The sequence below is a fragment of the Pseudomonas sp. NFACC05-1 genome (assembly GCF_900100135.1).
In the GTDB taxonomy this organism is placed as follows: Bacteria; Pseudomonadota; Gammaproteobacteria; order Pseudomonadales; family Pseudomonadaceae; genus Aquipseudomonas; species Aquipseudomonas fluorescens_Q.
Genome location: NZ_FMTR01000007.1, coordinates 94,455 through 113,510 on the forward strand (window position 1 = coordinate 94,455; position 19,056 = coordinate 113,510).

Sequence of the window (19,056 nt, forward strand, 5' to 3'; positions counted from 1 at the left end):
AGCAAGCTCCCTCGCCACAGGGGGGGCAGTGCTAGACCTGAAGTCCGTGCAACTCGCAATACTCCGCCCATTCCATCCCTGCCATCTCCGCCACTTCCTTGTGCACTTCCAGGCGCTGGGCTTGGTAGTCCTGGGGCGAGGTGGCGGTCAGTTGCAGGGTCAGTTCCCAGGCAAACAGGCCCAGGCGCTCGGCCTCGGCTTCGAACGCTTCATGCAACCGCTCGGCGCGGTACTGCGCGGCGGTCTCGCCCTTGGCCTGGGCCAGCAGCGGGTTGAGGTGGTCCAGTTCGTGGCGCAGTTCGGGGCGCTCATCGAGAAACTTTGCCAGGGCCCGTTCGTGTTGCTGTTCGGTTGCCGCCATGGTCACTCCTTGGGGGATGCAGACTGCTTCTTGCTGGCCTTGGCCGCAGCCGCCAGGCATTCGAGGGCGAACTGTTCGGTGTAGGTCATCTGGATCGGCGTGGTTTCGCCCTTGACGGTCCGTTCGCCGTCGAGGATGTAGCGAACCCGCTTGTCGGTGACGCCGATGCGCTTGGCGATCCAGGACGGTGTCTGGCCGATCTGGCTGATCAGTTTGTCGGCATATTCCGGGGTGGGCTTGTAGAACTCGGCGTTGGGAGTCATGGGGTGTTCCGCTTGGCTGGTGGCAATGGCGCGACAGGGTGCGCGAATCGCAGGCCGATGTCCCGTGTAAATTTCAGTAAAGCAGCACGAAGGCCCGGGCCGCAGTGCTACAGTCCGTTTTTTTCTTGATGAGTGAACGCAATGCGAATGTTGACCGTGGCCCTGGCCGCGACCTTGCTGGCCGGCTGCGCGGGTTCTGCGATGAACGAGGCCCGGACCCAGGCCCCTTACAAGACCCTGACCTCGGACAAACCCGAACAGGTCGTGGCCCAGTGTGTGCAGTTCTCCTGGCAGGACGAAGCAGTGTTCGGTGTCGATGCTGGCGCCTACCTGCAACCGGGCAAGAAGGGGGGCTCGACGGTCTACACCCGCTCCGCTGAATCGTTTGTCGATTTGCACGCCGGTGCGACGGGCACCGAGTTGAGTTATTACGCCAAGCATGACGACTTCGTGGCCAAGCGTCGGTTGGCGGCGTTGGCGACGTGTCTTTGAACAGATAGACCGATCGCGAGCAGGCTCGCCCCCACGGGTTTGAGGCTTAACTGATCGGCATTACCCACAGGGACTGGTTTTTAGTCAGAGGGCGTCAGGCGCTTCTGGAAGAAGAAGTGCTGGTGGCCCGGGGGATAGTCGTCGATCTGGCCGATTTCCGTGAAGCCGTGCCTGCGGTAGAACTCCGGCGCCTGGAAGTCGAAGGTGTCCAGCCAGATGCCCACGCAGTTTTTCTCCCGGGCCAGTGCTTCGGCCATCTGCATCAGGGTCGAGCCGGTGCCCTGGCCTCGGGCCTGTTCCGGCACCACCAGCAGCTCGATATACAGCCAGCGGAAAAACACTCGGCCATAGAGCCCCCCGACGATTTCGTCGTGTTCATCGCGCACCAGCCAAGCCACCAGTTCAGGCACCGTCCCGCCGGTCTTGGCCGTGTTATAGGCGCGCAGCGGAGCGAGGATGGCTTGGCGTTCTTCGTCGGTGGGCGCGTCCGTGCGTTCGATTCGTAGCGTCATCGGCAATGTCCTTATTCAGTCAAGATTAACCGCAGGAGCCTATCCCAAAGGCTACCGTGGCGTCACCCGGTCGGCTTGGAAACAGGCGCATTACGCAAACCGGGCCATACTAGCTAGTTGCTTGATGCGATCGCCGACTGTTTAAAACAAGAAGAGGCCGAGTCATGAAGTTCGAATCCTTAGCCCGAACCCTCATTGCCATATCCCTGACCCTCAGCTGTTTGTATGCCCAGGCCGCCTCCCAGGCACCGGTGGCCGCCGAGAACGGCATGGTGGTCACCGCCCAGCACCTGGCGACCCACGTGGGTGTCGACGTGCTCAAGAACGGCGGCAATGCCGTGGATGCGGCGGTGGCGGTGGGGTATGCCTTGGCGGTGGTGTATCCGGCGGCGGGCAATCTGGGCGGGGGTGGGTTCATGACCCTTCAAATGGCCGATGGCCGCAAGACGTTCCTGGATTTCCGCGAAAAGGCCCCCCTGGCCGCCACGGCCAACATGTATCTGGACAAGGACGGCAACGTCATCCCCGACCTCAGCACCCGCGGACACCTGGCCGTGGGCGTGCCCGGCACCGTCTCCGGCATGGAGTTGGCGTTGAAGAAGTACGGCAGTAAACCGCGGGCGGAGCTGATCGCCCCGGCCATCAAGTTCGCCGAGGAAGGCTTCGCCCTGGAGCAGGGAGATGTCGATCTGCTGGAAACAGCCACCGATGTGTTCAAGAAGGACATGCGCGACTCCGGGGCGATCTTCCTGCACAACGGCGAGCCCATGCAGGTCGGCCAGAAGCTGGTGCAAAAGGATCTCGCCAAGACCCTGCGGGAAATCTCCGCCAAGGGTGCCGACGGCTTCTACAAGGGCTGGGTCGCCGATGCGCTGGTCACCTCCAGCCAGGCCAACAAAGGCATCATCACCCAGGCCGACCTGGACAAGTACAAGACCCGCGAGCTGGCCCCGGTGGAGTGCGACTACCGCGGCTACCACATCATCTCGGCGCCGCCGCCCAGTTCCGGCGGGGTGGTGCTGTGCCAGATCATGAACATCCTCGACGGTTATCCGATGAAGGACCTGGGGTTCCATTCGGCCCAGGGCATGCACTATCAGATCGAAGCCATGCGCCACGCCTACGTGGACCGCAACAGTTACCTGGGTGACCCGGACTTCGTGAAGAACCCCATCGACCATCTGCTGGATAAAAACTACGCCGCCAAGCTGCGGGCCGCGATCGAACCGCAAAAGGCCGGCGACTCGCAGAAGATCAAGCCCGGCGTGGCGCCCCATGAGGGCAGCAACACCACCCATTACTCCATTGTCGACAAGTGGGGCAACGCCGTCTCGGTCACCTACACCCTGAACGACTGGTTCGGTGCCGGTGTCATGGCGAGCAAGACCGGGGTGATCCTCAACGATGAAATGGACGATTTCACCGCCAAGGTCGGCGTGCCCAACATGTACGGCCTGGTGCAGGGCGAAGCCAACGCCATCGCGCCGGGCAAGGCGCCGCTGTCATCCATGAGCCCGACCATTGTCACCAAGGACGGCAAGACGGTCATGGTGGTGGGCACCCCGGGCGGTAGCCGGATCATCACCGCGACGTTGCTGACTATCCTCAATGTGATCGACTACGGCATGAACCTCCAGGAGGCGGTCGACGCGCCGCGTTTCCACCAGCAGTGGATGCCGGAGGAAACCAACCTGGAGGCGTTCGCGGCCAGCCCCGATACCCGGAAGCTGCTGGAGAGCTGGGGGCACAAGTTTGCCGGCCCGCAGGACCCCAACCACATCGCCGCGATCCTGGTCGGCGCGCCGTCATTGGGTGGCAAGCCGGTGGGCAAGAACCGCTTCTATGGCGCCAACGACCCCCGTCGCAACACTGGGTTGTCGCTGGGGTATTGAGTCATCGCGCGGCTCCGATAATGTTTGAAGAGGGAAGGTCATGAACACCGCATTGCTGATCATCGATGTCCAGAACGCGCTGTGCTCAGGCGAAGAGGAATGCTTCGACAGCCAGCGCATCATCCGGACCATCAACGACCTGGCGGCCAAAACCCGGGCCCTCGGCTTGACGGTGATCCTGATCCAGCACGAAGAGTTGGAAGGTTCGCTGACCTATGGTTCTGCCGCCTGGCAACTGGCCGACGACCTGTTGACCGCAGCCGATGACCTGCGGGTGCGCAAGACCACCCCCGATGCCTTCTACCAGACCGACCTGCAACCGTTGTTGCAGGCCCGAGGCATCGACCGCCTGGTGATCTGTGGGCTGCAAACCGACTATTGCGTCAACGCCACCGTGCGCCAGGCCCATGCCCTGGGGTACGACGTGGTTTTGGTGGCCGATGCCCACTCCACGGTGGACAACGGCAGCATGGCGGCCGAGCAGATCATTGCCAATCACAACAACCGATTGGGGCGGCTGAGCAGTGCGGTATCGCGGATCGATGTGGTGCCGGCTGCTGAAATCCGCCTGTAGCCGATACTCACTGTCGGTACTGCGACGCAGGTTTGACTTGGGGGCACACTTGTGGCGAGGGAGCTTGCTCCCGCTGGGTTGCGAAGCGACCCTAAAATTTTTACGACCGCTTCGCGCTGGAGCGCCAGCCCGGTCGAGCGGGGGCAAGCTCCCTCGCCACAACAGCGGATGGCTCAGCATCGACGATGGTTTTTCACGGCGCGCCAAGCACCATCGTCCAGTACACCCCCGCATCACTGCGCGAATCGCTGGCGGAAGCGGCGCCCATCTGGGTGAACATCGGGTTCATCAGGTTGGCGCAGTGCCCCGGGCTGGCCAGCCAGTCGTGCATGGCCTGGGTCGGTGAGCGTTGTCCGGCGGCGATGTTCTCGCCCAATTTATGTCCGCGAAAGCCGGCGCTCTTGGCCCGATCGGAAGAGGAGCGACCGTCCGGGTCGCGATGGGCGAAATAATTCTCGCGGGCCATCGACCGGCTGTGGCCTTGGGCGGCGGTTCCCAGCGCGGCGTTCCAGCTCAGCGGCCGGGCCGCGGCGAAGCGCTGGCGCCCGCACATCCGCGGCTTGGCCCTGGCGGCGTTGACCTGGGCCAGCAGCGACTTGTCCGTCGCACCCGCGTCGCTCATCCGTGTGCCTCCCATGGGCTGCGCCAGCACCACGCGCCACTCATCACCGAGCCGATTGACGCCAATGTCGGCGTATTGGTTGTCCAGCAGTGCTGCGCAATGTTCGTCAGCCAACATGTCGAACGCTTCTTCGGCGTCCCGCGCATCGGTCAGGCGGATGCTGCGCACGGCCCGGGCCTGGTAGCCGGCGTCTTTCAAGGTCTCCCGCAGCCCACCGCGAAAGCCCATCGGCAAGCCCAGGTTCGAGCGCAGCACCAGCGGCGGCGTGGCACGCACCGTGCGCCATTCACAGCGGCGTGATTGGCTACGGAAATCGTTGATGGCGTCCACCAATTGCCTTTCGCCACGGGCGTGGACGGGGCTGGCAAATAAGGGAAACAGGGCAAGCAAGCACAGCGAAACGAAACGGCTAGAGCGAACAGGGTGGCGCATGGGGCGAACGGCTCAAGAAGGGGGAGGTGCTTAGCGCCAGGCTTGGCGCCGATCAGCTGGAAAACCCGGCGCTGCAGATCGGCGGGTTTTCACGGCTGGGGTAGGACTGTGGGTTTTGGAACAAGTTTCTGAGGACGAAGACTTTCTACGAGCTGGCACAACACCATTGTGGCGAGGGAGCTTGCTCCCGCTGGCCTGCGAAGCAGGCCCAACGCATTGGCGACCGCTTCGCGCTGGAGCGCCAGCCCGGTCGAGCGGGAGCAAGCTCCCTCGCCACAATGGTGTTCAGTCAGTTCAATTCGCTGTTCCAGCCACAGGCACCTTGGCCTGCTCAACCTTGCGATAGGTCAGCAATACGATGCCCGTCACCACAATCGCGCCACCCATCACCTGGCCCGGGTTGAGCATCTGGTCCAGTACCAGCCAGCCGATCAGCAGCGTGGCCAGCGGTTCGATGTTCATCACCGGGGCGTTGCGCGGCATGTCCAGGCGGGGCACGGAAATGAACAGCACAGTGAAGCCGGTGCCGTAGAGCACCACCAGGGTCGCCAGGGCGAACCAACCGGTGCTGCTGGCTGGCAGGTCGAAACCGCCGGGCAGGGCACCGGTCAGGCCGGCGAGGTTGACGCTGCTGAAGACGATGAAAATCGTCAGCAGGCTGCGCACCGAACCACGGACCTGGGACAGCTTGTGGTCGGTGATCCACAGCGCACAAGCGAACACGCAAGCGGCACAGAAGGCCAGGCCCACCCCCAGTAGCCATTGCGGGCCAACGCTCTGTTCAGACGATAACCGCGCCGGCACCTCCAGCACGAATACCAGGCCCACCAGGATCATGCCCATTAACGCGGCGGTGCGTGCAGTGGGCCGTGGCCCGCCCAGCGCCCAGGTCAGCAAGGCCAGCAGAATCGGAAAGACGTTGCCCACCAACAGCGCCAGTGCCACCGGCACCCGGGCCACGGCCGAGTACAGGCACAGGCTCTGCGCAGCGATGAGTAACCCCAGCAGCACCTGCCAACGCCATGCGCCCGGCGGCAAACGCAGGCTCTGACGTTGCCACAGTACCATCGCGGCCAACACCAGCAGCGTCCCGCCTGAGCGCAGCAGGATCGCCAGCAATACCCCGGCACCGTCATCGAACGCCGCTCGGGCGGCGACATGATTGCCGGCAAAGGCACAGCCCATGCACAGCAGAACGAGCACCGCGAGGTGACGGGGCAATGGAGGAGGGGCGTCAGGTGCAGCGGCGGGGCGAGTCATGGCAGGGTGTCTCAATGGTGGGCCGCCGAGGCAAATCGCCTTGGATCAGCTGTTTTTAGTTATAAGTCGTCGTACAACTTTGAGGGCTGTTTTTACCCTATAGGATTACAAGAGACAAGGTCGGGGTTGCGGGGGAGCTCTACCTTCTTAAGTGAACGACCGCGTGCACATTGTCCTGCGCTTTGCTGTACAACAACCTGACCGTTGTGTCGTTTACAGCATTGCCCTTTGCGGAGCCTCCCCATGCGCCTGGCCGATTTCATTCTCGACAATATCGAGCCGATTCTTCAGGCGTGGGAAGACTTCGCCAAAACCATCACCCCCGCATCCATTGGCATGGATTCCGTGGCCCTGCGCGACCATGCCGAGCAGATGCTGCGCACTATCGCCGCTGACCTGCGCACCTCGCAAACGCGCAATGAGGCGATTGCCAAGTCCCACGGCGAGGCCCCGCCGGTTGATGCCGAAACCGCCGCCGAAACCCATGCGGTCATCCGCCAGTCCTCGGGTTTTACCGTGGAGCAAATGGTTTCCGAGTACCGGGCCCTGCGCACCAGCGTGCTTATGCTCTGGATGCCGCACACGCAGTTGGATCACAAACAGGTCATGGACGATCTGATTCGATTCAACGAGGCCGTGGACCAGGCCTTGGCCGAGTCCGTCGTCAGTTACTCGGGGGCGGTGGATGCGTCGCGCAATATCTTTCTCGGGATTCTGGGGCATGACTTGCGCAGCCCCTTGGGCGCGATCCTGCTGAGTTCCGAAGTGCTGCTGCGGGCGGGGGACCTGCCCGCCAAGGCGACCAAGATCACTTCGCGCATCTACACCAGCGTCAAGCGGGCCAACAAAATCGTCGGCGATCTGCTGGATTTCACCCGCACCCAACTCGGCTCGGGCATTCCAGTGCAGCGCTTCAAGGGTGATCTGGTGGCCGCCTGCGAAGGTATGGTGGAGGAGGCGCGGGCCTATCACCCGGAAAGCAAAATTGTCTTTAAAACGAGCGGCGCCCTGGAGGCGCTGTTTGATCCGGCCCGCATGGAGCAGGTATTTGCCAACCTGATTGGCAATGCCGTCCAGCATGGTGCCGAAGGCTCGCCGGTGACTGTTTCGTTGAGCGTGGAAAAGGATATGGCCGTGATCGCGATCAACAACCAGGGCAAGCCTATCGAGAAAGAGGCCATTGCCAACATCTTCAACCCAATGGTCCGAAATCTGTGCAGCAGTGAAATGCAGTACGGTTCCACGGCTGGACTCGGACTTGGCCTGCACATCGCTTCGGCGATCGTATCGGCCCATCAGGGCACCATCAAGGTCCACTCGGAGGCGCAAGTCGGCACGACCTTTACTGTTCGTATACCGCTGAACCCGGCCTGATCGACTGTGCGCAGAGCAGATTCGCATACTTGTACGATGTCTTATCACGTAGTAAAACTGTCGTCCCGTCCAATAATAATTAACGGAGACGCACCGATGGATGCTTCGCAATCTGCAACCGCCGCCGATCAGGGCCGCCGGGTATTCCTGAAAAAATCCCTGGTGGTCTCGGCTGCTGCGGCCGCCCTTGGCAACCTGCCCGGGCTCGCTCAGGCCGAGCCCTTGAGTCAGCGTTACCCGGACCCGCTGATCAATATCCTTGACCCCAGCTTCATGGACTTGCGCATCTTCAATGCCAGCGTGGAGAAACTCGCCACCGGTTTGCGTTGGGCAGAAGGGCCGGTGTGGGTTGGTGACGGTCGTTACCTGCTGGTCAGCGACATTCCCAACAACCGCATCGTGCGCTGGGATGAAATTACCGGTGGCCTGTCGGTCTACCGCGAGAATTCCAACTTCTCCAACGGCATGTGCCGCGATCGCCAGGGCCGGCTGCTGGTGTGCGAAGGCTCCACCACCGCCAGCGAAGGCCGACGCATCACCCGCACCGAGCACAACGGCACTATCACCGTGCTGGCGGACAGTTTCGAAGGCAAGCCGCTGAACTCGCCCAACGACATCGTGTGCAAGCGCGATGGCTCGGTGTGGTTCACCGACCCACCGTTCCAGACCGGCAACAATTACGAGGGACACAAAGTCACCCCCGCCCAGCCTCACGCGGTGTATCGCATCGATGGCGAAACCGGCAAGGTCACGCGGGTCATCGACGACCTGGCGGGGCCGAACGGGCTGTGTTTTTCCCCGGATGAGAAAATCCTCTACGTGGTCGAAGGCCGGGCCAAGCCCAACCGCTTGATCTGGGCGATCACCGTCAAGGATGACGGCACGCTGGGTGAGCGGCGCAAGCACATCGAAGGCCTGGATTACGCGGCGATCGACGGAATCAAATGTGATGAAAGCGGCAACCTCTGGTGCGGTTGGGGCGGCAATGGCGACCCCAAGGCCGACCTGGAAAAACTCGACGGCGTGCGGGTGTTCAACCCTGAAGGCAAGGCCATCGGGCACATCTCCCTGCCGGAGCGCTGTCCCAACGTCTGCTTCGGCGGGCGGGAAGGCAATCGGTTGTTCATGGCCGGCAGCCACTCGCTGTATTCGCTGTTCGTGAATACTCGAGGGGCGACGTTTGCCTGAGTGACACATTCACCCTCGGAGTTGATGGACTTTGTGGCGAGGGAGCTTGCTCCCGCTGGGCTGCGTAGCAGCCCTAAAACCATTCACCTGGGTGTGCCTGGTTGGTCGCATTCAACATTCGGTCTCTTTGGGGTTGCTGCGCAACCCAGCGGGAGCAATCCCTGGCCACAGGATGTCCGCTGTGCCTGCGGTGTTTTCTGATGGGTTCAGGATTGTCCGCAGCTCCATAGCTCCACGGTCGGCTGGCCCTCTGTCGGCGGCCCCAGCCAATGACTCATCGCCCGACAACCGCCACCAAAACATAACTGATAGTCGCCAGCCTGCGGCGTGCGGCCCAGTTTCAGCGGTTGCAGGGGCGGCACCTGGCGTTGATAGTGCCAGCTGCCGTTTTCAAGCCTTGCATCGTCGGGAATCTCCATGCCCGCGCCATTGCCTTTGACCCTGGCCTCGCCCAGGATCAGGCCCTGTTCGCTGACGCGATAATCTTCCTCCCAGCGAATCTTCTCGATGGTGTGGTTCCATGCCAACGTGAAATCGGCCACGGCGAGCTGGGCCCAGACCACGCCGGACAAGCCCAGGCACAGACCGATCACGCCAAGGCCCGCCCACTGCGTCGTGCGCGCCAGACGTGTTGGAGAATCAGCAGCCCACCCAGCACGAAGCCGATCTCATCGGTCACGGGCAGGGCAACCACCAGCAACGCGCCGGCGGCAAAACACAGCAAGCGTTCCCAAATCGGCATTTTCTGTTGCAGGTAGCCGGTGGACGCCATGCCCCAGAGCCCGACGGCCAACAACGTCTTGATCAGCATGTACGCCGTCATCCACAGGTTGTCGCCCTGGAGCATCAGGGCCGGATTATAGACGGTCATGAATGGAATGACGAACCCAGCCAGGGCAATGCGCACCGCCCAGAAGCTGATCTTCAGGCCACTTTCCCGGGCAATGGGCGCGGCGGCGAAACAAGCCAGCGCCACCGGCGGCGTCAGGTCGGCCAAGATACCGAAATAGAACACGAACATGTGCGACACGATCAGCGGCACGCCCAGTTCCAGCAGGGCCGGTGCGGCGATCGAGCTGGTGATGATGTAGTTGGGGATGGTCGGTATACCCATGCCCAGCACCAGGCAGGTGAGCATGGTGAGGATCAGCGACAGCAACAGGTTGTCCCGGCCGATGGCGAGGATGTAGCCGGCAAAGGTGGAGGCCACGCCAGTCAGCGAGACCACCGCGATGATGCTGCCCACCAAGGCGCAGGCGATCCCCACTGGAACGGCATGACGCGCGCCATCTACCAACGCATGCAAGCAGATGACGAGGGTTTCCCGAGTGCCTTGCATGAACCAGCAGGCCACCACCAACACGCCGATCACCGCAAACACGACACCGATGCCCAAGCGGAAAAAACCGACGCAAAGCAGCCCCAAGGCGATCCAGAAGGCGCAGCGCAACGCGTAGTTCGAGACTTTGAGAATGATCGCCGAGCCGAGAATTACGATGGCTGTCAATGCCAGGCCCACCATGCCGGAAAACAGGGGGGTGCGTCCGGAAAACAACAGGTAGACCAACACCCCGAGCGGGATCAGCAGGAACCAGCTGTCCTTGACCGCGCCCCAGGCGCTGGGGCATTGGTCCTTGGGCAAGCCCTTGAGGTCGGAGCGCTTGGCCTCCAGGTGAACCATCCAGAACACCGAGCCGAAGTACAGGCAGGCGGGTATCAATGCGGCCTTGGCGATTTCAACGAACGGCACATTGATGGTTTCGGCCATGATGAAGGCCACCGCGCCCATCACCGGCGGCATGATCTGGCTGCCCATGCTGGACGTGGCTTCCACACCACCGGCAAACGCGGCCTTGTAGCCGAAGCGCTTCATCAACGGGATGGTGAATTGCCCGGTGGTGACCACGTTGGCGATGCCAGAACCGGTGATGGTGCCCATCAGCGCCGATGACACCACGGCCACCTTGGCCGGACCACCGAGCTTGTGACCGAACAGGCCCATGGCGAAATCGGTGAAGAGCTTGATCATGCCGGCCTTTTCCAGGAAGGCGCCGAACAGGATGAACAGGAAAATATAGGTGGCCGACACGTAGGTTGGCGTGCCGTACAGCCCTTCGGTGCCGAACGACAGCTGGTTGATGATTTGATCGAGGCCATAGCCGCGATGGGCCAAGTCGCCCGGTAAGTATTCGCCGAACAGGCCATAGGCCAGGAACAGGCCGCAAATGATCGGTAGTGCGATGCCCATCACTCGCCGCGCGGCTTCGAACACCAGCACGACCAGGACGATCCCCATGATCATGTCCGTGGTGGTCAAGTCGCCGGAGCGTTGGATCAGGTCCGACTCAAACACCCATTGATAAAGCGCCGTCGCCACGCCCCCCAGGCTCAAGACCCAGGCCAAGGGTTGCCAAGGGCGCTGCCTGCCATGCGCGGGGTAGCTGAGGAACACCACCCACAACAGAAAGCCGACATGTACCGCCCTCAGCACAATGCTGGAGACCGGAGAAAACGCGGCGGTGACGATCTGAAATATTGAAAACAGCAAGGCCACGTAGAACAGGGTCTTGGGCCAGTCTCGCGGGTCCGTGGCGATGCCGTGCTGGTCTTCACTCATGAGGTGCCTGCCTTCTGTTCACATTCAAGGGGCGAAAACACGACGTATCAACGGCGATGGGCGCCGTTGATACGCAGGGTGTTACAGCGCGCCCACTTCCTTGTAGTAGCGCTCGGCGCCGGGGTGGAGTGCGATCGGCAGGTTCTTCGCGGCGTTTTTCAGGGTGATGTCCTTGGCCGCTGAATGGGAGGTGCCCAGGCGAGTGAGGTTCTCGAAGAGCAGCTTGGTCATCTGGTACGCCACCTCATCCGGGACATCCTCGCGGGTGACCAGGATGTTGGTGATGGCCACCGTCGGTACGGCCTCCGCCTGACCATCGTAGGTATTGGCCGGAATCATTGCGCTCTGATACGCCGGGTTGCCGATTTTCTCCACCACATCGGTGGGCACCGCTACGTAGCTCAGCGCCATGGTCGAGGCCAGGTCGCGAATGGCCGCCATTCCCAGGCCCGAGGACTGCAGTGTGGCGTCCAGTTGGCGGTTCTTGATCAAGTCCACCGACTCGGCGAACGGCAAGTACTGGACCTTCATGTCCTGGTAGGTCAGCCCCGCAGCCTTGAATATCGCCCGGGCATTGAGTTCGGTACCGGATTTTGCCGCGCCGACGGAAACGGTCTTGCCCTTGAGGTCGGCCAATGTCTTGATGCCGGACTCCTGGCTGGCGACGATCTGGATGTAGTTGGGATAGGCGCCAGCGATGGCGCGCAATTTGGTCAACGGCGCCTTGAAACCGGCGTCTTCCACGCCGTTCTTTGCATCCGCCACCGAGTCGCCCAGGGCCAGGGCCAGCTCACCACGACCGGCTTGCAGCAGGTTGAGGTTTTCCACCGAAGCCTTGGTGGCTTGCACCGATGTCTTGGCGTCCTGGATGCCGTTGCTGTAGATCTGTGAAAGCCCGACCCCGATCGGGTAATAAACCCCGCTGGTGCCGCCCGTGAGGATGTTGATGTACACCGGGGCGGCCTGGGCCGTGGTGCTGACCACCAGGGCTGCCGCGGCGGCCAGGAGGGTGAAGTGCTTGTTGACTCGCATGGGGACCTCTCCGTCTTGTTATGGCTTATGCAGAGTCTTTCCACTGTAGTTCAAGCGCGGGTGATGGCGAGTCGAGTGGCCGTAAAGGCTTCTGTGGCGAGGGAGCTTGCTCCCGCTCGGCGGCGCAGCCGTCGTAAAACCGACAAACACGGTCTGCCTGAAAAATTGCGTCAGCCTCTTTCGGGGCTGCTGCGCAACCCAGCGGGAGCAAGCTCCCTCGCCACTGGTCCCTTGTTAGGCCAGGGGCGCCGTACTGCCTCGCACCGTCAACTCGAACGGCAACACCACATGCCGCTCGGCAATCGGCTTCTTCTCGATCAGAGCAATCAGCATCTGCACCGCTTTTTCCCCAAAGATTTCGGCAGGCTGTGAAATGGTGGTCAGGGGCGGGTCGCAGTAGGCGGCGAACGGGATGTCATCAAAACCCACCAGGGAAATATCCTCGGGCACCCGCAGGCCCATTTGCTTGATGCGCCTGAGCGCGCCGATGGCCATCTCGTCGTTTTCACAGAACAGCGCACTGGGGCGGTCGGCCAGCGCCAACATCGCGCCGGCCCCGTCATCACCGGCCTTCAAGGTGAAGTCGCCATGGCAGATCAGGCTGGGGTCGACGGCGATACCGGCCTGGCTCAGGGCATCCTGGTAGCCGGCCACGCGATCCAGGGTCAGGGGGCTGCTGCGTGGCCCCTTGATGATGCCGATGCGGCGGTGGCCGAGGCCGATCAGGTGCTCGGTCATGGCCTGGGCGGCGGCGCGGTTGTCGAGACTGATGGTCGGGTAGGGGGCGTTCTTGACCACTTCGCAGGCGTTGACCAGCGGCAGGCTTTCGACGCCTGCCGGCATCGATTCGAAAGGATCGCTGGCGCGCAACTGGATCACGCCGTCGGCCTGGTGGGCGTAGACCAGGGCGGCGAATTCCCGCTCGATCTGCGTCCGACCCTGGGTGTCGCACAACAGCAATCGATAACCCGCCGCCTGCGCGGCCTGCTGCGCGCCGCTGATGACCCGGGCGAAAAACGTATTGGCGATGGCCGGCACCAGGATCACCAGGTTGCCGGTGCGCCGGGAGCGAAATTGCACCGCCATCAGGTTGGGCCGATAGCCGGCCTGTTCCACCGCCGCGTTGACCTTGTCCCGTGTTTCGGGGAGTACCCGCTCGGGCGATTTCAGGGTTCTGGACACCGTGGCCACCGAAACACCCGCCAGCCGGGCCACCTCACGAATGTTGGACAAAATCACCTCGGGGAACAGGGGGTACGGTGGGGAGCTTACCGCAGGTTGAGCGCCTCACAAATATTCCACGGTGAACCCTGTGGGTTTGACACGCGGGGAAACTGAGCCTAGATTTTCGCCATGATGTAACCGGTTACATCATCATCCTGACAGGAAGACAAACACGATGAATCCTGTAGCACCAAAAATAAGAATGGGCTTCGTCGGCGGTGGAGAGGGCGCGTTCATCGGCCAGGCCCACCGTCAGGCCGCGGGCCTGGATGGCGGTTTCGAACTGGTCTGCGGCGCATTCAGCCGCGACCCTCGCAACACTCGGCAGACCGGCGCGGCCCTGGGCCTGGCCGCGTCCCGTTGCTACCACGACTGGCAGCAGATGCTCGACACCGAAGCGCTGCTGCCGCTTGATCAGCGCATGGAATTGCTGGTCATTGTTACCCCCAATCATCTTCATGCACCCATCGCCAGCGAGGCCTTGAAAGCCGGTTTCCATGTGTTCAGCGAGAAACCCGCCGCGCTGGACCTCAACGAGTTGCTGGCCCTCAGGGAAGTGCTGCAAGGCAGCCGTTGCCTCTACGGGCTGGCCCATACCTACCTGGGTTATCCCATGGTGTGGCAGGCCCGGGAGATGGTGCGCTCGGGCGCGATCGGCCAGGTGCGCAAAGTGCTGGTCGAGTACCCCCAAGGCTGGCTCAGCCAGGATGTCGCCGCCCAGGGCAATAAACAGGCCGAATGGCGCGACGACCCTGGCCAGTCCGGCCTGGGCGGTTGCATCGGCGACATCGGCACCCACGCGTTTTCCCTCGCCGAGTTCGTCGCAGACCAGCCTATCCAGCAGCTATGCGCCACGTTGGGCTCCCATGTGCCGGGCCGGCAATTGGATGACGACGTCGCGATGCTGTTCAAGATGGCGGGTGGCGCCAGCGGCGTGTTGATCGCCAGCCAGGTCTGCACCGGCGAAGAGAACCCGCTGAAGATTCGCGTCTACGGCAATAAGGGCGCCTTGGAGTGGCGCCAGGAAGAACCGGCGAGCCTGATCCATCGCGCCTTCGACCAGCCTTTGCGCATCCTGCGTAGCGGCGTCGGCCAGCCGTGGCTGTGCGCGGCGGCCACGCGGCGCATGCGCCTGCCGGCCGGGCATCCCGAGGGCTACCTGGAAGCCATGGCCAACCTCTACGGCGATTTCGCCCACGCTATTCGCAGCCATGTCGAAGGCCCCGACGCCCCAGGCGTACCCGGCATCGAGACCGGCTTGCGTGGCATGGCATTCATCGAGGCCGCCATCCTCAACCACCGTGGCGACGCGAAGTGGACCACCGTGCAAACCGGAGCATCCCTGTTGTGAATACCCTCGACACACCACCGAGCGGCCTGCGTGGCCCAGGTATTTTCCTGGCGCAATTCATGTCCGCCGAAGCGCCGTTCGATACCCTGGCCAACATCGCCCAGTGGGCGGCGTCGCAAGGCTACAAGGCCATTCAGCTGCCGACATCGGGCACCCAATACATAGACCTGGCCCGGGCCGCCGAGAGCCAGGCCTATTGCGATGAGCTCAAGGCCACCTGTGCCCAGGCCGGTGTCGAGATCAGCGAGTTATCGACGCACCTGCAAGGCCAGTTGGTGGCAGTGCACCCGGCGTTCGACGCGCTGTTCGATGACTTCGCCCCGGCCCATTTGCGCGGACAGCCCCAGGCGCGGACCGAGTGGGCGATCGAGCAACTCAAGCTGGCCGCCCGCGCCAGCCAGCGGCTGGGTCTCAAGGCTCATGCGACGTTTTCCGGCGCGCTGCTGTGGCCGTATCTCTACCCCTGGCCGCAGCGGCCGGCGGGTCTGGTGGAGCAGGGGTTCGCCGAACTGGCCCGGCGCTGGTTGCCGATTCTCGACTGCTTTGACGCGGCGGGGGTGGACCTGTGCTACGAAATCCACCCCGGCGAAGACCTCCACGACGGGGCCTCGTTCGAGCGCTTCCTGGAGGCGGTCGATCATCACCCGCGGGCGGCGATCCTCTACGACCCCAGCCATTTGCTGCTGCAACAGATGGACTACCTGGGCTTCATCGACCGCTACCACGCGCGCATCCGCATGTTCCACGTCAAGGACGCCGAATTCCGCCCCGATGCCCGTTCCGGGGTATACGGCGGCTACCAGGGCTGGGTCGATCGGCCCGGGCGGTTCCGTTCGTTGGGCGATGGCCAGATCGATTTCAAATCGATCTTCAGCAAACTGACCCAATACGATTTCAGCGGTTGGGCGGTCCTGGAATGGGAGTGCTGCTTGAAGGATTCACAACAGGGCGCCGCAGAAGGGGCAGCGTTCATCCAGCGGCACATGATCAGCAAGACCGGCAAGGCGTTCGATGATTTTGCCAGCGTCACGGCGGATGAGGATTCCAATCGGCGGTTGTTGGGCCTGTTGAGGTAACCGCTCCACCCCAAGACCCTGTGGCGAGGGAGCTTGCTCCCGCTGGGCTGCGAAGCAGCCCTAAAACCTGACAACTCGGTGGATCAGGTAGATGTAGGCCGAGGTGACTGTTTTGAGGGCTGCTGCGCAGCCCAGCGGGAGCAAGCTCCCTCGCCACAAAAGCCACAAAAGCAAGCCACAAAAGCTGTGCAAGGCTTTTTTCTTCACAAGAACAACAATAAAACGGTGACGCTCATGACCACGATGAATGCACGCCTCAGCGTGATGATGTTCCTGCAGTTCTTTATCTGGGGTGGCTGGTTCGTCACCCTCGGCACCTTCCTCTCCAGCACCCTGGGCGCCAGCGGTGGGCAGATCGGCATGGCGTTCTCCACGCAATCGTGGGGAGCGATCATTGCGCCGTTCGTCATCGGCCTGATCGCCGACCGCTTCTTCAACGCCGAACGGATCCTGGCGGTGTTGCACCTGCTCGGTGCGGTGTTGCTGTATCAGCTGTATTCGGCGGCGGATTTCAGCGTGTTCTACCCGTACGTGCTGGTGTACATGGTGGTCTACATGCCGACGCTGGCCCTGGTCAATTCAGTGGCCTTCCGGCAGATGCGCGATCCGGCGCTGGAGTTCTCCCGTATCCGGGTGTGGGGCACGATTGGCTGGATCGTCGCGGGCGTGGTGATCAGTTTTGTGTTCGCCTGGGATTCGCGCGAAGCGATCTCGGCAGGCGGCTTGCGCAATACGTTCCTGATGGCGGCCGTTGCTTCCCTGGTACTGGGGCTCTACAGCTTCACGCTGCCGGCCACGGCGCCGCTCAAGGAACAGGCCCGCGCGGGCGGCGTCAGGCAACTGCTGGGGCTGGACGCGTTGGGGCTGTTGAAGGATCGCAGCTACCTGGTGTTCTTCATCGCCTCGATCCTGATCTGCATTCCCCTGGCGTTCTATTACCAGAATGCCAACCCGTTCCTGGCCGAAACCGGGATGACCAACCCAACGGCGAAGATGGCCATCGGGCAGGTCTCGGAAGTGTTGTTCATGCTGCTGTTGCCACTGTTCATCCAGCGCTTCGGCATCAAGCTGGCGCTGTTGGTGGGGATGTTGGCGTGGGCGTTGCGCTACCTGTTGTTCGCCTACGGCAATAACGGCGACCTGGCGTTCATGCTGTTCACCGGCATTGCCCTGCATGGCATCTGCTACGACTTCTTTTTTGTCTCGGGGCAGATCTACACCGATGCCAAGGCACCGGAGCGCTTTCGCAGCTCGGCCCAGGGGCTGATTACCCTGGCGACCTACGGTGTGGGGATGCTGATCGGCTTCTGGGTGGCGGGGCAGGTGACCGATCACTTTGTCGTGGCGGGCGGTCATGACTGGCAGAGCATCTGGCTGTTCCCGGCCGGTTTCGCGCTGCTGGTGTTGCTCTGCTTCCTGTTTACCTTCCGCGGCCAGCAAGCGCTCGCTGCGTCGTCAAAGGCTTGAAGCAGGGCTGGGCGTCAGTCATTTGTGACTGACGTCCAGCTTGGTGTAGGTCACTTTCCCGCCTTCGTTGGAATAACCCTTGTTGTCCAAGGTGTAGACACCGGCCTTGAAATAGAAGTTATAGCCGTACCAGGACGGGTCCAACTTCACCTGTTTGCCCGCGTTGCCGATCAGCACCGAGAGCTTGCCTTGCTTGTCCATTTGCAGCGAATAGGAGAAGGCCTTGTTCAGCGGCACGTTGGGCACGGTGTAGATCACCGGGCTCTTCTTGTCCTTGGGCTTGACCCGGTATTCCACGTCGATATTGCCGGTGCCCTTGGCGTAGCGGTACACCAGTTTCAACAACGGCGTAGGGGCGTCCTTGGCGTGGATCTGCGCCACCACCACCCGGCCTTCGGAAGGCACCTGGTTCACCGCCAGGGTGCCCTTGAGGGTATTGGTGCCGCTGTTGTAGCGCCAGTTGCGCAGCTTGCCGTCCTTGCTGGTTTCCCGCAGCTCGGAGCGCGGGTATTCGCTTTTACCGGTATGGGAACCGGTGACCGGCGCCCAGAAGACGATCCGCTGGCCGTTATTGTCGAAATACTTGTTTTTCAGGGTTGGCATGGCTTTGGTCGCCACGACCTGCGCCGGCGTTTGCACGGGCAGGGTAATGTTCCAGACAGTCAGGTCAATCATGATGAAACCCTCCAACGGGACCGGCCGTTACCTGGCGGCCGTCAAGACAGAGACTGCCTTCCGTGGCGCAGTTTTCATGTTATCGACGATGGGCTGTTTCGCTGGAGGTGCACCTGACGGATGGCTCTGCGATGAGCCTTTCAGGCACTGAATTGGGCGGATTATCGTGTGTCAATTTGTTGCTGATCGGTTAGAGTACGCGCCGCCCGAGAGACGGATCCCGGGCGTCTTTCCATGGAGCGTCAAATGAATCAAATCAGCAAAGTTGTCGCCTGCGCACTGTTCGGCCTGGCCCTGGCGGGTTGCACCGGCACCCCGATGAAAACCCAGCAATACGACAGCAGCCAATACACCGTTGTCGGCCACAGTGAAGCCAAGGCCACCGGCCTGTTGCTGTTCGGCGTGATCCCGATTCGCCAGAACAACCGTTTCGTACGCGCCCAGACCGCGGCGATCAAGGCCAAGGGCGGCGACGCCATGATCAACACCCAAGTCCAGGAAAACTGGTTCTGGGCCTGGGTCCTGACCGGTTACACCACCTCGGTGTCCGGTGACGTGGTCAAGCTGAAAAGCGTTCAGTGACACCCTGCTTTAGAGTAGGTGAGCGCCGGTTGTAAGGGCGCTTGCCTGTGGCGAGGGAGCTT

The 19,056-nt window shown here is 62.2% G+C and carries 19 protein-coding genes; 9 read left to right on the plus strand and 10 right to left on the minus strand.

Annotation, left to right across the window (positions count from 1 at the left end; genetic code table 11):
- Nucleotides 1–31: 31 nt before the first annotated feature.
- Together BLO97_RS13310 and BLO97_RS13315 are read right to left on the minus strand one after the other, a co-directional pair.
- Nucleotides 32–361, minus strand: a complete 330-nt coding sequence (locus BLO97_RS13310) for a DUF6388 family protein (RefSeq protein WP_092144499.1) — start codon at nt 359–361, stop codon at nt 32–34.
- A 2-nt stretch (nt 362–363) separates the two neighbouring features.
- Nucleotides 364–624 carry a hypothetical protein gene (locus tag BLO97_RS13315; RefSeq protein WP_063320503.1) on the minus strand — a complete coding sequence of 87 codons (261 nt, stop codon included), beginning with the start codon at nt 622–624 and terminating at the stop codon, nt 364–366.
- A 141-nt stretch (nt 625–765) separates the two neighbouring features.
- On the opposite strand from BLO97_RS13315, the gene BLO97_RS13320 reads away from it, so the two are divergent.
- The gene (locus BLO97_RS13320; RefSeq protein WP_013693699.1) at nt 766–1,116 is read left to right on the plus strand and encodes a hypothetical protein; all 351 of its coding nucleotides are present in this window, start codon (nt 766–768) and stop codon (nt 1,114–1,116) included.
- 80 nt (nt 1,117–1,196) lie between these two features.
- Here the strand turns inward: BLO97_RS13320 and BLO97_RS13325 are convergent, their stop codons facing one another.
- Entirely contained in the window at nt 1,197–1,628 is a 432-nt protein-coding gene (locus tag BLO97_RS13325; protein WP_063320504.1) for a GNAT family N-acetyltransferase, read from the minus strand.
- Between the two features lie 164 nt (nt 1,629–1,792).
- Here BLO97_RS13325 and ggt point away from each other — a divergent pair, with 164 nt between their 5' ends.
- Complete coding sequence (ggt, locus tag BLO97_RS13330; protein WP_092346166.1) at nt 1,793–3,520, plus strand: gamma-glutamyltransferase; 1,728 nt, start codon at nt 1,793–1,795, stop codon at nt 3,518–3,520.
- Nucleotides 3,521–3,560: 40 nt separating this feature from the next.
- Nucleotides 3,561–4,094 (plus strand): cysteine hydrolase family protein, encoded by a 534-nt coding sequence (locus tag BLO97_RS13335; RefSeq protein WP_063320506.1) that lies wholly within the window; start codon nt 3,561–3,563, stop codon nt 4,092–4,094.
- 193 nt (nt 4,095–4,287) lie between these two features.
- Here the strand turns inward: BLO97_RS13335 and BLO97_RS13340 are convergent, their stop codons facing one another.
- Both BLO97_RS13340 and BLO97_RS13345 read right to left on the minus strand, forming a co-directional pair.
- Nucleotides 4,288–5,148 (minus strand): CAP domain-containing protein, encoded by an 861-nt coding sequence (locus tag BLO97_RS13340; RefSeq protein WP_092346168.1) that lies wholly within the window; start codon nt 5,146–5,148, stop codon nt 4,288–4,290.
- A gap of 294 nt (nt 5,149–5,442) precedes the next feature.
- Nucleotides 5,443–6,408 carry an EamA family transporter gene (locus BLO97_RS13345; RefSeq protein ID WP_092346170.1) on the minus strand — a complete coding sequence of 322 codons (966 nt, stop codon included), beginning with the start codon at nt 6,406–6,408 and terminating at the stop codon, nt 5,443–5,445.
- A gap of 243 nt (nt 6,409–6,651) precedes the next feature.
- Between BLO97_RS13345 and BLO97_RS13350 the strand changes: the two genes are divergently transcribed.
- Both BLO97_RS13350 and BLO97_RS13355 read left to right on the plus strand, forming a co-directional pair.
- A complete protein-coding gene (locus tag BLO97_RS13350; protein WP_092144507.1) occupies nt 6,652–7,782 on the plus strand; it encodes a sensor histidine kinase in 1,131 nt (376 codons plus the stop codon).
- 96 nt (nt 7,783–7,878) lie between these two features.
- Nucleotides 7,879–8,970 (plus strand): SMP-30/gluconolactonase/LRE family protein, encoded by a 1,092-nt coding sequence (locus tag BLO97_RS13355; protein WP_092222717.1) that lies wholly within the window; start codon nt 7,879–7,881, stop codon nt 8,968–8,970.
- A 206-nt stretch (nt 8,971–9,176) separates the two neighbouring features.
- Here the strand turns inward: BLO97_RS13355 and BLO97_RS13360 are convergent, their stop codons facing one another.
- The 4 genes from BLO97_RS13360 to BLO97_RS13375 all read right to left on the minus strand — a co-directional run bounded on the left by BLO97_RS13360 (nt 9,177) and on the right by BLO97_RS13375 (nt 13,852).
- Nucleotides 9,177–9,563, minus strand: coding sequence for a DUF1850 domain-containing protein (locus BLO97_RS13360; RefSeq protein WP_063320511.1), 387 nt, complete (start codon nt 9,561–9,563; stop codon nt 9,177–9,179).
- Complete coding sequence (locus tag BLO97_RS13365; RefSeq protein WP_063320512.1) at nt 9,560–11,587, minus strand: TRAP transporter permease; 2,028 nt, start codon at nt 11,585–11,587, stop codon at nt 9,560–9,562. The genes BLO97_RS13360 and BLO97_RS13365 overlap by 4 nt, the downstream gene beginning before the upstream one ends.
- Before the next feature lie 81 nt (nt 11,588–11,668).
- Nucleotides 11,669–12,619 (minus strand): TAXI family TRAP transporter solute-binding subunit, encoded by a 951-nt coding sequence (locus BLO97_RS13370; RefSeq protein WP_092222719.1) that lies wholly within the window; start codon nt 12,617–12,619, stop codon nt 11,669–11,671.
- A gap of 234 nt (nt 12,620–12,853) precedes the next feature.
- Nucleotides 12,854–13,852, minus strand: coding sequence for a LacI family DNA-binding transcriptional regulator (locus tag BLO97_RS13375; RefSeq protein ID WP_092346172.1), 999 nt, complete (start codon nt 13,850–13,852; stop codon nt 12,854–12,856).
- A 166-nt stretch (nt 13,853–14,018) separates the two neighbouring features.
- Between BLO97_RS13375 and BLO97_RS13380 the strand changes: the two genes are divergently transcribed.
- The 3 genes from BLO97_RS13380 (at nt 14,019) to BLO97_RS13390 (ending at nt 17,737) form a co-directional block, all read left to right on the plus strand.
- The gene (locus BLO97_RS13380) at nt 14,019–15,194 is read left to right on the plus strand and encodes a Gfo/Idh/MocA family protein (RefSeq protein ID WP_092346174.1); all 1,176 of its coding nucleotides are present in this window, start codon (nt 14,019–14,021) and stop codon (nt 15,192–15,194) included.
- Nucleotides 15,191–16,270 (plus strand): sugar phosphate isomerase/epimerase family protein, encoded by a 1,080-nt coding sequence (locus tag BLO97_RS13385; protein ID WP_092346176.1) that lies wholly within the window; start codon nt 15,191–15,193, stop codon nt 16,268–16,270. The genes BLO97_RS13380 and BLO97_RS13385 overlap by 4 nt, the downstream gene beginning before the upstream one ends.
- Before the next feature lie 234 nt (nt 16,271–16,504).
- Nucleotides 16,505–17,737 carry a nucleoside permease gene (locus BLO97_RS13390; RefSeq protein WP_063320517.1) on the plus strand — a complete coding sequence of 411 codons (1,233 nt, stop codon included), beginning with the start codon at nt 16,505–16,507 and terminating at the stop codon, nt 17,735–17,737.
- A gap of 18 nt (nt 17,738–17,755) precedes the next feature.
- On the opposite strand, the gene BLO97_RS13395 is transcribed toward BLO97_RS13390, so the two are convergent.
- A complete protein-coding gene (locus BLO97_RS13395; protein ID WP_092222729.1) occupies nt 17,756–18,412 on the minus strand; it encodes a polysaccharide lyase family 7 protein in 657 nt (218 codons plus the stop codon).
- A 246-nt stretch (nt 18,413–18,658) separates the two neighbouring features.
- On the opposite strand from BLO97_RS13395, the gene BLO97_RS13400 reads away from it, so the two are divergent.
- On the plus strand, nt 18,659–18,994 hold the full coding sequence (locus BLO97_RS13400; RefSeq protein ID WP_063320519.1) for a hypothetical protein: 336 nt from the start codon (nt 18,659–18,661) through the stop codon (nt 18,992–18,994).
- Nucleotides 18,995–19,056: the final 62 nt, after the last annotated feature.

Coding starts and splice junctions, on each gene's coding strand:
- BLO97_RS13370 (WP_092222719.1), bottom strand. CDS start 12,619: ATGCGAGTCAACAAGCACTTCACCCTCCTGGCCGCCGCGGCAGCCCTG.
- BLO97_RS13380 (WP_092346174.1), top strand. CDS start 14,019: ATGAATCCTGTAGCACCAAAAATAAGAATGGGCTTCGTCGGCGGTGGA.
- BLO97_RS13355 (WP_092222717.1), top strand. CDS start 7,879: ATGGATGCTTCGCAATCTGCAACCGCCGCCGATCAGGGCCGCCGGGTA.
- BLO97_RS13390 (WP_063320517.1), top strand. CDS start 16,505: ATGACCACGATGAATGCACGCCTCAGCGTGATGATGTTCCTGCAGTTC.
- BLO97_RS13365 (WP_063320512.1), bottom strand. CDS start 11,587: ATGAGTGAAGACCAGCACGGCATCGCCACGGACCCGCGAGACTGGCCC.
- BLO97_RS13400 (WP_063320519.1), top strand. CDS start 18,659: ATGAATCAAATCAGCAAAGTTGTCGCCTGCGCACTGTTCGGCCTGGCC.
- BLO97_RS13315 (WP_063320503.1), bottom strand. CDS start 624: ATGACTCCCAACGCCGAGTTCTACAAGCCCACCCCGGAATATGCCGAC.
- BLO97_RS13350 (WP_092144507.1), top strand. CDS start 6,652: ATGCGCCTGGCCGATTTCATTCTCGACAATATCGAGCCGATTCTTCAG.
- BLO97_RS13320 (WP_013693699.1), top strand. CDS start 766: ATGCGAATGTTGACCGTGGCCCTGGCCGCGACCTTGCTGGCCGGCTGC.
- BLO97_RS13325 (WP_063320504.1), bottom strand. CDS start 1,628: ATGACGCTACGAATCGAACGCACGGACGCGCCCACCGACGAAGAACGC.
- BLO97_RS13395 (WP_092222729.1), bottom strand. CDS start 18,412: ATGATTGACCTGACTGTCTGGAACATTACCCTGCCCGTGCAAACGCCG.
- BLO97_RS13335 (WP_063320506.1), top strand. CDS start 3,561: ATGAACACCGCATTGCTGATCATCGATGTCCAGAACGCGCTGTGCTCA.
- BLO97_RS13345 (WP_092346170.1), bottom strand. CDS start 6,408: ATGACTCGCCCCGCCGCTGCACCTGACGCCCCTCCTCCATTGCCCCGT.
- BLO97_RS13310 (WP_092144499.1), bottom strand. CDS start 361: ATGGCGGCAACCGAACAGCAACACGAACGGGCCCTGGCAAAGTTTCTC.
- BLO97_RS13340 (WP_092346168.1), bottom strand. CDS start 5,148: ATGCGCCACCCTGTTCGCTCTAGCCGTTTCGTTTCGCTGTGCTTGCTT.
- ggt (WP_092346166.1), top strand. CDS start 1,793: ATGAAGTTCGAATCCTTAGCCCGAACCCTCATTGCCATATCCCTGACC.